The organism is Bradyrhizobium sp. UFLA05-108 (genome assembly GCF_059803455.1).
Window position 1 is genome coordinate 1 of record NZ_JBANAZ010000120.1, and the last position, 13768, is coordinate 13768.

Sequence of the window (13768 nt, forward strand, 5' to 3'; positions counted from 1 at the left end):
GTTGAGGCCCTCGCCAAAAAATGGGCAGGCAAGCGCGCCAAACGCAGCTAACCCGCGGCCTGCACCGGAGGGTTACAAATAGCGAGATGCTTTGCGGCAAAGCCTGCAACAATTGGGCGAGCTGATCGCCAGAGAAATACTCATTGAGCGCAAAGGATTGCGGCATGAGACCGATGATCGCCAGCATGATGAAACCAATGCTTTTCTGTCCATCATTCGTACCATGCGCAAACGACACGCCCGTGCACGTCAACACGAGCAACCCCCGTAGCCACCAGACTGGCCGGTTTCCATCTACAGGCGCCTGATACAGTTCGGGTTTCGGTACAAGGCGGCTAACCACACGATACAAGATGAATGACAATCCAAATCCGAGTAGCGGCGAAATCAATAGGGCGCTCAAAACACCGCCCACCTGGTGCCAGTTCACCGCGCCAGTAAAGCTATGGCCCTGGACGAGCCCGTATTGCAGGGCAATGCCAATCAATGCTCCGACCAGAGCATGGGAGCTGGAGTTAGGAATGCCCAACCACCACGTACCGACATTCCAGATCAGGGCGGCAAGCGTCAGGGCAACCAACATACCTACAGCCAGCGCCCCATCTGGCGGGGTTAAGACGTCCGGCGGAATGAGCGCGACCAGGGCATAGGCCACCGCAATTCCGCCGGCAAGCACACCAAGAAAGTTCATCAAACCCGACCAGACGACGGCGTGGGTAGCTTTAAGGGAATGAGTGTAGATGACGGTAGCAACAGCATTGGCAGTGTCGTGAAAGCCGTTCGAAAATTCGAAAAACAGTACCAGGGCGAGACACAGTATCAGCAACACAAAAAGCGCGGGCGAGCCTGGGGCGAAGAATTCCAGCATGGGCCTGAACTCTATCTGGCGCAATGGTCCATCATGTGGGGAAATGGTTTTTGGCTTTCTTCGACTCTGAGCGACGACTTCTACCTTGCAGCAGCCTCGCAGGCCTTTGCGTCCAGAGCCGAGCTTGCTTTGCGGCGCTCTGAAACTCACATGAAAGTCGGTCCCCGCCCGCTCAAACGTTAAAGCCGGGCTCAAATAAAAGGTTCCTCGCAAGTCCGCCGCTTTGAAACGAAGCTCTTTGTTGGCCGTTGAAGTTATTTAAAGATGGATAGGAGCCTCTCATTTAGACTATGGCCCGAGACCGCGATGAACCTACCTCACCTGTTGATCGACGCAGAATCCTCGAAAAGCACCGGCTGCAAAAGATGGCGCGCTCACCGCAAGCCTTCGTTCGTGGGAGTACTGCCCTCTTCTATGAACTTTTGTCCGAGCAACGCTGCCGCATTCCATCCGGCCCGGCGATTTGGATCTGCGGGGATTGCCATACCGGCAATCTTGGTCCGCTTGCGAATGCCGACGGCGATGTCGAGATCGAGATGCGGGATCTCGACCAAACGGTGATTAGCTATCCCGCCTACGACCTTATCCGGCTGGCGCTTTCGCTGTCCATGGCAGCAAGAGGATCGGACCTCCCCGGCATTGTGACTGAGAAGTTAATCGAGCAGATGGTCGACGGATATCGCGGAGCCCTATCCGGAAGACCGCGGTTGAAAGAGCGTCCTTCGTCGATAGGCCTGGCCATGAAGAAGGCCGTCGCCGGTTCGTGGAAAACACTGGCCAAGCGATCGATAAGGGCGGTCTCGCGATCCACCTGCTCTGGCCGCAGCGGGTTGGCTCGTTGTCCCAATAAAAATATGGCCGCTACCAAGGTACGGGCGCCGTAACGGGCGAATAAGGATCTTTTTCTGGATCAGGATGCCAACAGCGCCAGCAGCCTTGCTTCATACACTGCTGCTTCACCATCTGCCGCGTGCATCGAGGCGCAGCGGATCGTACCCCGACCAGAGCGAAGAGACCGGCCGGCGCGCCGCTTTCAGTGCGCTTACTTCCTCAATCGATCGAAGATGGGGGCCGTAGATCGCGGGCGGATAGACGTCATCCCAGAAGACGGATCCCGTTCCGTAAACAGATGCAGACCTGCGCGCCGGGGAGATCGAAAGATCCGCAGCTGACGCAACGCCGGCCGCGAGGATTGGCGCGCTGGCACAGAGAAATGCAGTCAAAGCAAGGGCGCGGCGCTTCACGGGAATCTCCTGCTTGAAATGGCTCAAGTCCGGATAATGCGGTCTCCTACACAAGGTTGCAAGGCTCGAGCAAGGACACAGCCGCTCAAATGTTCGGACGGTCTGCTTGAGAGAGAATGCCGCCAGCCGATCTTCGGGCGACAATTTGAGGTTGATGACCGTCAGGAAAGCGGACCTCGAAGCTCCCGCAGTTCGGTACAGCCTCGTGTGGAATGATGCGTAGACGTTCTGTCATCGGGTTTTACAGTGGCTCTCTAACCCATTGAAACATCTAGGGTGCGAAAAGGCCAGTTTTACACGTAAGTGCTTGATTGTTCTCGTATAGCTACAGCCTACCGATTTCAACGGTTGTGCCTAAACCCGAACCGGAGGGCGTCCGCGTGGCGTTGCAATACCCTTGGCATTCAGGCCACCTGCGATCGCACTCAATGACGTGGCGCCACCTGCCCGCAGCTCCTCGATGATTGGAGCGAGATCGTCAGCTCTGGACGCCGCTCGCTCGCGTAACGTCTCGATAGCCAACTTGCGCGCCCTCGCGGTCGGCACAACACCGCAATCGCGGCCGAGCTTGACGCCGCGCCGCTTAGCCGCCGCCAGCGCATCCTTGGTGCGCTTCGAGATCATCCGCCTCTCTTCTTCAGCCAGCATTGCCATGATTCCGACCGTGAGCCGGTTGGCGGTGGGCATATCGGCAGCCACGAAATCGACACCGGCCTTTTCCAGACCCAACAGGAAGTGGGCGTCGCGGGTGAGACGATCGAGCTTAGCGATCACCAGCTCGGCCCCGTAGGCCCGGCACGCCTTGAGCGCGGCATCTAGCTGCGGCCGGTCCGAGCGCTGGCCGCTCTCGACCTCGACAAACTCCTTCACCAGTTTCCAGTTACCGCCGTTCAGGGACTCATCAACGGCATGCCGCTGCGCCTCAAGGCCAAGGCCCGATCTGCCCTGCCGTTACGAACATTCTAGACCTTCCACCGACGGTCCTGCCGGATCCGCGTCTCATCAGGTCAACTGCATAAAGTCGGCTGATGAAGGAAGCGTTGACCACACCCTGAAATTTTCGAAGGCAGCCGGCAGTGCCGGCGTTCGAAAATTGCTGGCCGGCAACAATTCCGCACCTCGTGAACATAAAACATTTGACGGTCTGAATTTCTCTGCGCTTAGATCATGACATTCGCCGCGGTGAATTTGCCCGCACTCTTGAGGACCGTGATGCGCAACGCACGCACACACATCGCAGAGATTGCCGCCCGCGTCCGGCCGCTTGTTCGGCTGGCCGATTGGTCGTGCATGTCCGTGACGACACGGGGTCCGAATTTTCAGCTCGAAGCGGGGCTGATCCGCAAAGCAAGAGTGTAACTCTCGGCGCAGGGCCGCTCCCTCCGCCGAACCGGCAGGAGGGATGAACGCCCGCAACGAGGTCAAGAGACCATCCGACCAGAGCTTGGACGCAGGGCCTGTTCTTGCGGTGGCCCGGCGGCGATTGGCTGCGCTGGTTGATTTTCTGGTGGCTCGCTGGCTCGAGCGCTGCGCCACGAACGTCGAGGCCGCACAACGGCTGTTCAAGACCGATCGGAAGCCCACTCGTGAGTTCGGGATGGGCGTGCGTCTTGTCGTTTCATCTCCACGTTGGGATGAAGCGCCATAACGCAATCTGTTCCGACCGGCGAATGACCTCGCGCTGTGTCACTTTTTGGCCGTCGCTGCAAGGCCCGAACGCACGCGTAGCCCGCGCGACTAATTGGTGATGAGACCGCACACACGCTCGGCATGATGTGAAGGCGCTTCGGTTAGAGATGTTTGTAGCCACCGCACTGATGAGTGGCGTGTTTGTATCGACGTCAGGCGCGGTCGGGTTTGTGGGGCTCATCGTGCCGCACTGCGCGCGCTGGGTCGTTGCTGCGCGCACCACGCGATCAGTTTCGATTGCCGCAGCGATGGGCGCGATCTTCACGGTGTGGGTGGACGCCGCAGCACGCTACATCCTTGCGCCGAAGGAACTGCCGCTCGGAGTAATGACGGCTGATGACCAGGCCGAACGGGAAATTCAATCTCTGGGGCTGATATCAGGCAGATGCCGTCTACCGCGCTTCAATGGTGAGCCCGCCAATCAAGACCCATTTCGTCTCGGCCTTTTAACATTTTCGAAGCCTTGGCGCCAACCGATGCCGTTTGTTGGGCGCTGCGGGGCAGATGGCAAGCGGGGGACGTGTGCCGCATTAGCGCATTGACCAAGGCCATGCCAATGACGATTGCGGTTTTATAGTTTGCGGCCGCGCTAGACTTTGCGCCGGCTTTGGCGACGGGGCGACGTTGGCCGACGGCCGCGGCCGCGGCAGGGGTGGTATTTCGGGTATCGCCATTGGCTCTCCGGGGCGTACCTTTGGCTCTTCAGGCATTACTTTTGGCGCTGAGGCATTGGCGATAACGTGGGCGAGTTGTTCCTGGTTCGCGTTGAGCTGCTCGATGAGTGTCTGGCTTTCGCGCGCCATCTCGATCTGAGTCGCCTTGACCTTGTCGATGATACTGTAGTTCCGCGCCAATTCTTCCCGGCTCGCCTTGAGTTGGCTCGCGAGATTTTCATTGTCGCGGACCAACTGTCCTTGCCTCACTTCGAGCTGTTCCACCGTTTGCCTCAACACGGCGAAATCGCGCGCCATCGGTTGAAGCTGCTGCGCAACCTCGGCGGATAGGGAAACAGCAGTCGGCGCGACGTCGTTCGGCGCGGCTTTCATCAGAGCTGCCGGGCCTGAGGGGGGCTTCATTGTCGAATCAGAGGAGGATGGCCATCGCCACGCCGCGACACTAATGGATGCCGCTAGTAGAGGAGCGAAAGCCACATAGCGCCAACCGGCCGACCGATGACCCGTTGCCGGGAGGGAGCGCGAGGTCTTCACCCTGGTCCGCGGGGCCAAAGGACCCACCCCCTCTTCGCGCGCCGAGTTCACCAGGCTTGAAAACTGCTCCGCTAAGCTCTTTGTGATCTGCTCTTCGGCGAGCTTGTCCAGAATGGAAGCCATTGGCGCTCCATAATGCAATGGTTACCGCCGGAGAGCGGTCCGCGCATCTGCGCTATGCAGTTGGTTTTTGAGCCTGAGCTCTTCCAGGGACGAGCATGCAGCTCCACGTCGCATTTTCTTGCCAGCTCAAAGACCTGCACCAACGCTTTTAATGCAGCTGAGGAGGCGAAACTATGTTCACGGCCGGAGAACTACGGAAGGAACCCTGGCCCTTCGTGCCGTTCAGCGAGATCACGCCGGAGGCAATTCGTTCGCGCAACTACCGAGAGCAGCCGCACGCGTGTCCCTCCCGGATGATCAACATCCGCTTCGTGCTTCACTTCATGGATCTTCGGGCGGCGGCTTCTTACTTCTGAGATCCGGAAGAACGCTGGCTCCGCTGCCAGCACTGAAATTGCTGATTCTAGGCCATCATCGCGATGCCATGGCTACGGTTCGACTGGATGGCGGGGCCCACCAGAGCGATGTACTGGGCAACGAAACGGCGCGGCGAACAACGCCAGGCGCGAAACCAGGCTCAAGCCGATGCCGACCGACAGCCGGCCGAACCTGTGCAGCATCGAGGGATCGATATTGGGCTGCAAATCCAGCCAGCGCCGAAAGCGCTCAAACAGCCAGCCGATCAGGTGAAAGAGAGCTTCGAACAGCCGGACGATGAGTTCAAGGAGCAGTTCGAAGATGGGGCCGGCCAGATCATCGAGGATGAGGATCGAACAGGATTTCCATGCACATTCACCAAGCTGTCGGCCCATCCACCGGGTCGCTGCTCGAACTTGACGTGGGGAGACGAGGCGCGCGCCGACAGAGGCGCGCGCTTCACCTTCCCGGATCGGCCAGTGATGCCCGCTAGCAGCGCGTAGCGAGCGCGGCCGATGTCAAGCCCGCAACACCGAGCGATGCGCGAGGACTTCGTTCAGTTCTGCATCAACTGCTTCGCGTTGTCGGGCGTGATCGCGGTGGTCGGCACGGTCACCACGGTCTGCACCTTCTCGGCGCAATCGAGCAGGATAGACTTCGCCATCTCGATCGCCTCCGGGCCTCCGGTCGGGTAGGTGAAGGTTGCTGCCCACTCGCCTTCCGCAACCGCGCGGATGCCGCCAGCAGGCCCGGGCAAGCCATCAGTCCCGAGGATCTTCACTTGATCGAGCTTCCCGGCGCCCTTCGCCGCAAGACGCGCACCGGCGGCCATCATGTCGTTGCTCGCATAAACCGCCTTGATGTTCGGATGAGCCTGGAGCATCGCGGCGAATGCGGTCTGCGCCTTGTCCGGCAGCCAGTCGGCGGCCTGCTCGGCGACAACCTGGACCTTTGGATTGTCCTTCACGCCGGACTTGAAGCCGTTGAGTCGTTCGACGGCGGGCGTCGAGCTCGGCAGGCCCTGGAGCACCGCCACTTCGCCGCCGTCCGGCAGGAGCTTGCCGGCGACGTATTTGCCCGCCTCCTCGGCGATCTTGAAATTGTCCCCGCCGATGAAGGCCGTATATTCCTTGCCGGGCTCGCCGACCGTCTTGCGGTCGAGCTCGATGACGGGAATGCCGGCCTTCATGGCCCGCGCGACGACCGGCGTCAGAGGCGCGGCCTCGAACGGTGAGATCAGGATCAGGTCGACCTTCTGGGTGATGAAATTGTCCATCTGCGAGGTCTGTGTATTCACGTTGCCGGCGCCGTCGGCAATCTGCAGCTTGAATTGCGGCACTTTCTTCGCCGCAGCGGTCAGCTGGTCGTTGACGTGCTGGCGGTAGGGCTCGGCATTGTTGGCCTGCGAGAAGCCGATGACAAACTCCCCGGTCTTGCTGCACTCCTTGACCAGCGGCGCCGCCTGCGCTGCACCGGCGACGAGCGTCGCCGTGCCGGCGCCCAGCACCAGATTGGACCAGAACCTTGCCTTCGTAGATGCGCGTCGCATAATTTCACTCCCCTGTTTGCTTCGAACATTCCGCCACTGACGAGCGGTCTCTTCCCGGCGGGGCTGGTCGCCGCCAGGTCTTTACGTCGCCATTGGGGTCAACGACCCAATCCCTCGCGGCGACGAACGAGAGATTGAAGAACCGCGGCCACGACGATGATCGCGCCGGTCGCGAGCAGTTGCAGAGCCGCATTGATGTTGTTGAGCTGAAGGATGTTGGCCAACGCGCCGAGCATGATCGCACCTGCGATCGTACCGATCATCGAGCCAGCGCCGCCGAACAGGCTGGTGCCGCCGATGACCACCGCCGCGATCGCGGTCAATTCATAGCCCGTGCCGTCATTGGCGCTGCCGAAATTGAATTGGCCGGCGTGGACGATGCCGGCGATGGCCGACACCATGCCCGTGATCGCGTAGACCGAGATCTTAACCAGCGTGACCGGCACGCCGGAGAGCCGCGCCGCCCGCTCATTGCCGCCGACCGCGAAGACGTAGCGGCCGAATCGCGTGAAGTTCAGCACGAAGGTGGCCACGATCGCGACGACGAGAAACACCAGTGTCGCGACCGGAACCGTGTTGTCGAAGAGCCGATCGCCCAGCACCGAGAAAATCGGCGGCGCAAGACCCGGACCATTGCCGTAGGAGATGTTGATGTACTGGTTGTTGGAGATCACCAGCGCCAGGCCGCGCGCGACCTGCAGGCCCGCCAGCGTCACGATGAAAGCCTCGAGGCGAAAGCGGGTCGAGATCGCGCCTTGCGCGCAACCGAACAGGGCGCCGCAGGTCATCACGAACAGGAGGGTCGGAACGAGTCCCCAGCCCCAGGTCGTCATGATCGTGGCGGTGAGCACGCTGCACAGACTGAGCAGCGCACCGACCGACAGATCGATCCCCGCGGTGATGATGACGAAGGTCATGCCGACGGCGATGATGCCCGTCTCGGAAATCGCCCGTACTATGTTTGCGATGTTGTCCGGCGCCACGAACAGGATGGAGCCGTGCCGCCGCGGCGAGAAGATGATGCCGCCGATCGCAACAAGGATGAGACCAATGACGCTCTGAAAGCGGACCGCGATGGCGAAGAAGTCGAGATGGCGGGTCCGTGCGGGCTGCACGCGCGTGGATTTCACAAGTGTTGCGGCGTCATTCATCGCTGTCATCCTGACTGGATTCGGCTACCGCGAGGATGTCGTCCTCTGCGGCGCCGGCGGGAAACTCGGCAACCGTACGTCCGCCCCTCAGCACGACGATGCGATCGCATAGGCCGATCAGTTCCGGCATTTCACTGGAGGCGACGAGAATGCCGACGCCTTGCGCGGCGAGCTCGCGAATCCTGGCGTAGATTTCGCCCTTCGCGCCGACATCCACGCCGCGCGTCGGCTCGTCGAGCAGAAGCAGGCGCGGCTCACCAAGCACCTCCTTGGCAAGCGCGACTTTCTGCTGGTTGCCTCCGGAGAGCGCGCCGACCGCGAGCTCCGGCCGCGGCGGCCGCACGTCGAATGCCTTGATCGCCTGACCGGCTAGCCTCGCCTGGCGCGCTTGCGACATCAGAAAGAACGGCGACACGCGCCGCAGCACCGAGGCGACGAGATTGCGTTCGACGCTGTCGCGCAGCATCAGACCGGTGCCCCGGCGATCGTCGCTGACAAAGGCGACGCCTGCGCGACGAGCCTCCGGAATCGAGTTCAGCCTCGCCGGCCGTTCCTCGACCTCGACACGGCCCGACCAGGCGCCGGGACCGCCCACGCCATAGAGCGCAGAAAGCAACTCGGTCCGTCCTGCTCCCATGATGCCGGCGAGGCCGACGACCTCACCGGCGCGCACCTCGAGCGAGACCTCACGCGGTGCACGCCAACCGGCCCGGTGCCGGCGCGGGCGATAGGCGGCCCGCTCCAGACGCAGCACACGGCGGCCGAGCGCGCCGCTGCGGCGCGGATAGAGCTCCGTCAGCGGCCGTCCGACGAGTAACGCCACGAGATCGGATTGCGGCGCGGCCGGCGGCGCGGTCCCTGCGATCCTGCCATCGCGCAGAACCGTCACGCGGTCGGCGACGCGCGGAACCTCTTCGAGCCGATGCGAGATGTAGACGATGCCGACACCGCGTCTCGCGATGTCGCGCATCACATGAAACAGCCGCTGCACCTCTGCGGCGGTGAGCGCGGCCGTCGGCTCGTCCATCACGAGAATTCGCGACTCGTAGGTCAGGGCCTTGGCGATCGCGACGATCTGTCGCCGACCGACCGACAATTCACCTACGGGCTGATCGACATCCACATCGAAGCCGAGCTCGCCGAGCCTTGCCCGCGCCGCGCGGCGCATCGCGCCGCCATCGAGGACGCCTGCTCGCGTCAATTCCCGGCCGAGAAACAGGTTGGCAGTCACATCGAGGCTCGGGACGAGATCGAGCTCCTGAAAGATCGTCGCGACGCCCGCGGCCTGCGCGGCGCGTGGATCGGTGAAGCGGACGGCGGCGCCGTCGATGCAGATTGCGCCCTGATCCGGCGCGATGACGCCGGAAAGAACGTTCATTAGGGTCGACTTGCCCGCGCCGTTTTCGCCAAGCAGCGCGTGGATTTCCCCGCTCTTGAGATCGAAATCGACTCCGCGCAGCGCCTGTGCGCCGCCAAAGCTCTTGACGATGCCATGCATGGCGAGCAGCGGGGCCTGAGCGCCCGTATTCATTTCGGTCTCCCGCAGGATTCGCGCTCGATGATCGCCGCGTCGAGTCGAATGGTGCGCCGCGCCCCTTGCGGAGCGGCAATCCGCTCCATGAGCAGGAAGGCCGCGCGCCGGCCGATCTCCACGCAGGGTTGCGCGACCAGCGTCAGGCGCGGCTCGAAGCAATCGGCCCATTCGAAATCGTCGAAGCCGACGACCGAGATGTCTTTCGGCACCCGCAATCCGCGCCTCTGGATCGCTTTCATGATGCCGATCGTCGCGAGATTGTTGCCGCCGACCAATGCGGTCGGCGGCTGATCGAGATCAAGCAGCCGCTCCGCGGCCTGCATCGCGCTGTTCGTCGTCGCACTGCCGGTAACGAGAAGGCGTTCGTCGATCACGCCGCCGGCGCCGGCCAGACTCTCGCGATAGCCGGCAATACGCTCGAGCGTGGTCGCAAATCTCGGATTGCCGCCCACATAGCCGATACGGCGATGACCGTGCGCGGCGACCCACTCGACGAGATTGCGCATCGCCTCGCGGTTGTTGATGCCGACCTGATCGAAGGCGGGATCGGGCATGCGATCGACAAGCACACAGGGCAGCCTCACGTCGCGCAGATAGGCGAGCGCGCGCCGACCGGGATCGGGGCTCGGCGCGAGAATGATGCCGTCGACGAAGACGCTGATGCAGCGCCATGACGACGTCGAGCTCACGGTCCGGGTCATCCTCGGTGTCGGACAGAAACACCATCATGCCGAGGCGCGCGCACTCGGTTTCGATCGCACAGATGATGTCGCTGAAATAGGGATTGGAAATCGAGGAGATCGCGATGCCGACCGAGCGGGTCGAAGCGGCCTTCAGGCTGCGCGCCATGATGTTGGGACGGTAGCTCAAGGAGGTGATCGCCGCTTCCACGGCGCGCGCCGTGTCCGGCGCAACCCGCCGCGTACCGTTCACGACGTGCGAAACGGTCGAGACCGAAACGCCCGCTTGTCGAGCAACATCGGCGATGGTCGCCACGTCCCGCGCCTGTATTTTGTTGAGCAATCCAGGTTCTGCAGGATTATGGCATACGAAAACGTTTGCGCAATCGTTTTTCTGTCTTGAAGCCTTCCGCGATAGATAGCGTCCAACCTTTCGCATTGCGTGCGCGAGGCCGAGGCGATGCTGCGCGAAGCGCTGGCGATCTGCAGGGAGGCCGGAACCCAATTTTGCGGCCCCAAGGTCACCAGCGCACTGAGCCGGACGGTCGAAGATTTTGCGGAACGCCAGGATCTTTTGGCAGAAGGCAGGACGATGCTGGCCCGTGGCGCCGTCGCGCATAATCATCTGTGGTTCTATCGCGACGCGATCGAGGGCCTTTTGTCATCGGGTGACGGGGAGGGCGCGCTCGAATACGTCAGTGTATTGGAGGACTATACACGCGCCGAACCGCTCCCGTGGGCGGATGTATTCGCGGCCCGCGGCCGCGCTCTCGCCACCGGACTGCGCGGCGACGCTTGCGGGGTCCAAAGAGGTGAGCTTCTCCGCATTCGAAGCACGCTTGAGGGCGCAGGCCTTGCGGCCTTCCTGCCGGGGGTTGATGCAGCTCTGGCAAATAAGTTGGGCACTGATTGCAGTTTATGAGCCGTTCGAGGAACGGAGCGCACGGCGCTGTTTGGCCGAAAAAGTGCAACTCATCGGCGGAGTCGAGAAGATTGGAAAGCAACCCTTTTTCGCCGGCGCGGCAGCATTGCTCTTCCCGATCAATTGGCCCGAGCCGTTTGGCTTGGTGATGATGGCGTGCGGAACGCCGGTGATTGCCTATTAACCCTGTCAAGACCCCCGGCAAGCTCATTCGGCGGCTCGGCCCGTCCGAAGGCGTAGGGATCGGCAGCACCGGTCCCCATTTGGCCGCTGCGGGCTAAACCGCCGGCCGAGACCGGCCGGTTATAAGCCAGGACCGGTGCACGACGTGCGCTTTCGAGCATCTGGTCCGGCACGGGTGGGGTGACCGCCGGCCCGGTAGGTGGCGCTGCCGCGGGAATTGAAGCTGTGGTGAGTGGAGCTCCCGGAGCTTCCGTGGCCGGCTCGAACGCTGCGGCCTGACGGATCATGAGCTTGCGGGCGGACTCAGCGACCGGCTTATCGCCTCTCCACGTGCTCCAGATGATGAGAAAGGCGAATGCCGTGAGCCCGAGTGCGCCAAATCCGCGCTTGAGCATCGTCGTCCGTGCGTGGTCAGCCTGGCCAACCGGCGTGATGCCGCGATCGCCATCGATCGTTTCGTTGTTAAGCTCGGTCATATCGATTGCCTATCGGGGCCTTGAGATTGGGGCTGACTTCCTGGCCCGCCGCTCGATCGAGGGGCTGGTGGTATTGGTGCCCGGATTGATGCCGACCGGGTCGAACGCTTCATTGAAAATGCAGAGCACGATGTTGCCCTTCCGCAGCCGAAACTCGCGGGCCGTTGCGTGGACGACCACCAGTTCGCCGCGGACATCCTTGCACCAAACTTTCCGATCCATCAGAATTGATCAGGTAAATGGCGGGGACTTCGCGGTTGCCCGCAAAGCGAAACGTCGTCTCCTTGCCGTCGTCGAAGACGGCTTCGGGCTCGAGATCAACGGAGCCCTGAGCCGAGAAGCGCCAGTTTCGCGCACCATAGGCGTGGTGGAGGTCGAAGGTCTGATCGATCAGGGCCCCTTCCCGCTCAGCGCTCCGGGCGGCTGTTTCCGCGCGGCGTCGTTCAATTTCGTCGCTAGGATAGGCGAAGCGAACGACGAAGTAGCTGTCGGCCAATGTGGTCTCGGCGATCGACAACTCGAATTGATAGGAGCGCTTTCGTCCATCCGCGCGGGTGGTGACGACCTGCAGATTCGGGCAGCGTTTCGCCTCCATCTCTTTTGCAGCGGATTCGTAATCGCGAACGACCGCCTCTGCACTGAGGGCGCTTAAGCGCGTGACCCCGTCCGGTGTGCTCGATACGATCCGGCAATCCGATTGAAGGTGGTTAACTCACCGGATCAACGGCTGCAATATCCGCTTCAAGTTGAACCAAATTCACACCTTCCTAGCTTCCGAGAAGAGCTGTTATCGGAAGTAGTGAGGATGGGCGCAGAGAGAGATTAGGGATTGAGTTCGTCGAGTAACGCCTTGGCTTCCTTCAGGTCACGAGTGTCGAAGCCCTCGGTGAACCAACCGTAGACTGGCGCGAGCAGAGCGTGGGCGTCAGCGTGCTTACCCTGGTCGCGCCGGAGTCGGGCGAGACTGATCGCCGCCCGCAGCTCTAATGACTTGGCACTCTGACCTCGCGCCGTTTCCAGCGCCTGCTCAAAACATGACTCGACCTCGGCCGGGGATGCACCCTGCGCGGACCGCAACTCACCCTCAAGCCGGCAGAGTTCCGCCTCCCACATATGCTCGTTGTTTCGCTCGACGAGATCCGTCGCTTGGGCGATGACGCCCAAGCCTTCTTCGGCGGCACCTGCTTGCAGGTGAGTTGCCGCCAACATGCAGAGATATCGGATCTGATACCAGCCGACGCCCAAGGCGAGCCGCTCAGCGGCGCTCTGGCCCATTAGCGCCAGCCCCGCCTCAATGGCTCCGTCCTGAGCCATCACCCAGCCTCTCAGGATGAGGCCGCTCAAGCGCCAGTAGTTCAACCTGTGCTGATCGGCGAGCCCGATGACCGCATCGGCATGCGCCCGCACCGCCGCCGTGTCGCAAAGAAGCTCGGCAAGCCCAGCGCCGCCGTAAACTCGGACATGAGCGGTGAGGTTCGCCTGGTTTAACACCTCGGCGTACTGCAACGCCGCCACGCTCCAGCGTCGCGCCTGCTCCGGATAGCCAAGGATCCAGTCGATGACCCCGAGGTATGCGAGCGCCGAAATCTTCGGATCATGGACGTAATGAACCGGTGGCGGGCGATGTTGGCTCGGGTCATAGAGGCGCAAGATCGTCTCGAATTCGGAGCGCGCTTCGATAAACGATCCGACCTGCAGGCTGTGAGCGCGGACAGACGGTGTGCCGCCAGCCGAAGAGCCGCATCCGCGCTGCGCTCCGACGTGCGCCGCGCCTCTTCGGATAG

14 protein-coding genes and 4 pseudogenes are annotated in these 13768 nt (G+C 62.0%); 6 read left to right on the forward strand and 12 right to left on the reverse strand.

Annotated features, from left to right (window positions below; genetic code table 11):
* A partial coding sequence (locus tag SO140_RS43975; RefSeq protein WP_498544076.1) for an inorganic phosphate transporter occupies positions 1–868 on the reverse strand: 868 nt, incomplete at its 3' end.
* A 290-nt stretch (positions 869–1158) separates the two neighbouring features.
* Between SO140_RS43975 and SO140_RS43980 the strand changes: the two genes are divergently transcribed.
* Positions 1159–1752 carry a DUF2252 family protein gene (locus SO140_RS43980; protein WP_474801634.1) on the forward strand — a complete coding sequence of 198 codons (594 nt, stop codon included), beginning with the start codon at positions 1159–1161 and terminating at the stop codon, positions 1750–1752.
* Between the two features lie 72 nt (positions 1753–1824).
* Here the strand turns inward: SO140_RS43980 and SO140_RS43985 are convergent, their stop codons facing one another.
* Entirely contained in the window at positions 1825–2112 is a 288-nt protein-coding gene (locus SO140_RS43985) for a hypothetical protein (RefSeq protein ID WP_474801632.1), read from the reverse strand.
* 354 nt (positions 2113–2466) lie between these two features.
* Positions 2467–3063 (reverse strand): annotated as a pseudogene (locus SO140_RS43990) (recombinase family protein); the annotation flags it as partial.
* A 451-nt stretch (positions 3064–3514) separates the two neighbouring features.
* On the opposite strand from SO140_RS43990, the gene SO140_RS43995 reads away from it, so the two are divergent.
* Entirely contained in the window at positions 3515–3760 is a 246-nt protein-coding gene (locus SO140_RS43995) for a hypothetical protein (protein ID WP_474801630.1), read from the forward strand.
* Between the two features lie 127 nt (positions 3761–3887).
* A complete protein-coding gene (locus tag SO140_RS44000) occupies positions 3888–4343 on the forward strand; it encodes an iron chelate uptake ABC transporter family permease subunit (protein ID WP_474801628.1) in 456 nt (151 codons plus the stop codon).
* Here the strand turns inward: SO140_RS44000 and SO140_RS44005 are convergent.
* On the reverse strand, positions 4332–5132 hold the full coding sequence (locus tag SO140_RS44005; RefSeq protein WP_474801626.1) for a hypothetical protein: 801 nt from the start codon (positions 5130–5132) through the stop codon (positions 4332–4334). The genes SO140_RS44000 and SO140_RS44005 overlap by 12 nt on opposite strands.
* Before the next feature lie 173 nt (positions 5133–5305).
* Between SO140_RS44005 and SO140_RS44010 the strand changes: the two genes are divergently transcribed.
* Positions 5306–5488: a hypothetical protein gene (locus tag SO140_RS44010; RefSeq protein ID WP_474801624.1), complete on the forward strand. Its 183-nt coding sequence runs from the start codon at positions 5306–5308 to the stop codon at positions 5486–5488.
* A gap of 72 nt (positions 5489–5560) precedes the next feature.
* Here SO140_RS44010 and SO140_RS44015 read toward each other — a convergent pair whose 3' ends face one another.
* The 6 genes and pseudogenes from SO140_RS44015 to SO140_RS44040 all read right to left on the reverse strand — a co-directional run.
* Positions 5561–5884, reverse strand: a complete 324-nt coding sequence (locus SO140_RS44015; RefSeq protein WP_474801622.1) for a hypothetical protein — start codon at positions 5882–5884, stop codon at positions 5561–5563.
* 161 nt (positions 5885–6045) lie between these two features.
* Positions 6046–7038 carry a substrate-binding domain-containing protein gene (locus SO140_RS44020; protein ID WP_474801620.1) on the reverse strand — a complete coding sequence of 331 codons (993 nt, stop codon included), beginning with the start codon at positions 7036–7038 and terminating at the stop codon, positions 6046–6048.
* 98 nt (positions 7039–7136) lie between these two features.
* Positions 7137–8189, reverse strand: a complete 1053-nt coding sequence (locus SO140_RS44025; RefSeq protein WP_498541636.1) for an ABC transporter permease — start codon at positions 8187–8189, stop codon at positions 7137–7139.
* Complete coding sequence (locus SO140_RS44030) at positions 8182–9720, reverse strand: sugar ABC transporter ATP-binding protein (RefSeq protein ID WP_474801616.1); 1539 nt, start codon at positions 9718–9720, stop codon at positions 8182–8184. Before SO140_RS44030 ends, SO140_RS44025 begins: the two co-directional genes overlap by 8 nt.
* On the reverse strand, positions 9717–10424 hold the full coding sequence (locus tag SO140_RS44035) for a substrate-binding domain-containing protein (RefSeq protein WP_498544077.1): 708 nt from the start codon (positions 10422–10424) through the stop codon (positions 9717–9719). The genes SO140_RS44030 and SO140_RS44035 overlap by 4 nt, the downstream gene beginning before the upstream one ends.
* A 211-nt stretch (positions 10425–10635) precedes the next feature.
* Positions 10636–10842 (reverse strand): annotated as a pseudogene (locus tag SO140_RS44040) (LacI family DNA-binding transcriptional regulator); the annotation flags it as partial.
* A 21-nt stretch (positions 10843–10863) separates the two neighbouring features.
* Between SO140_RS44040 and SO140_RS44045 the strand changes: the two are divergent.
* Together SO140_RS44045 and SO140_RS44050 are read left to right on the forward strand one after the other, a co-directional pair.
* Positions 10864–11325 (forward strand): hypothetical protein, encoded by a 462-nt coding sequence (locus SO140_RS44045; RefSeq protein ID WP_474801612.1) that lies wholly within the window; start codon positions 10864–10866, stop codon positions 11323–11325.
* A 70-nt stretch (positions 11326–11395) separates the two neighbouring features.
* Positions 11396–11506 (forward strand): annotated as a pseudogene (locus SO140_RS44050) (glycosyltransferase family 4 protein); the annotation flags it as partial.
* A 587-nt stretch (positions 11507–12093) separates the two neighbouring features.
* Here the strand turns inward: SO140_RS44050 and SO140_RS44055 are convergent.
* Positions 12094–12579, reverse strand: a complete 486-nt coding sequence (locus SO140_RS44055; protein ID WP_474801608.1) for a TrbG/VirB9 family P-type conjugative transfer protein — start codon at positions 12577–12579, stop codon at positions 12094–12096.
* A 227-nt stretch (positions 12580–12806) separates the two neighbouring features.
* A pseudogene (locus SO140_RS44060) lies at positions 12807–13768 on the reverse strand (hypothetical protein); the annotation flags it as partial.

Coding starts and splice junctions, on each gene's coding strand:
- SO140_RS43980 (WP_474801634.1), top strand. CDS start 1,159: ATGGCCCGAGACCGCGATGAACCTACCTCACCTGTTGATCGACGCAGA.
- SO140_RS43995 (WP_474801630.1), top strand. CDS start 3,515: ATGAACGCCCGCAACGAGGTCAAGAGACCATCCGACCAGAGCTTGGAC.
- SO140_RS44005 (WP_474801626.1), bottom strand. CDS start 5,132: ATGGCTTCCATTCTGGACAAGCTCGCCGAAGAGCAGATCACAAAGAGC.
- SO140_RS44010 (WP_474801624.1), top strand. CDS start 5,306: ATGTTCACGGCCGGAGAACTACGGAAGGAACCCTGGCCCTTCGTGCCG.
- SO140_RS44015 (WP_474801622.1), bottom strand. CDS start 5,884: ATGGGCCGACAGCTTGGTGAATGTGCATGGAAATCCTGTTCGATCCTC.
- SO140_RS44020 (WP_474801620.1), bottom strand. CDS start 7,038: ATGCGACGCGCATCTACGAAGGCAAGGTTCTGGTCCAATCTGGTGCTG.
- SO140_RS44025 (WP_498541636.1), bottom strand. CDS start 8,189: ATGAATGACGCCGCAACACTTGTGAAATCCACGCGCGTGCAGCCCGCA.
- SO140_RS44030 (WP_474801616.1), bottom strand. CDS start 9,720: ATGAATACGGGCGCTCAGGCCCCGCTGCTCGCCATGCATGGCATCGTC.
- SO140_RS44035 (WP_498544077.1), bottom strand. CDS start 10,424: ATGACCCGGACCGTGAGCTCGACGTCGTCATGGCGCTGCATCAGCGTC.
- SO140_RS44045 (WP_474801612.1), top strand. CDS start 10,864: ATGCTGCGCGAAGCGCTGGCGATCTGCAGGGAGGCCGGAACCCAATTT.
- SO140_RS44055 (WP_474801608.1), bottom strand. CDS start 12,579: ATGGAGGCGAAACGCTGCCCGAATCTGCAGGTCGTCACCACCCGCGCG.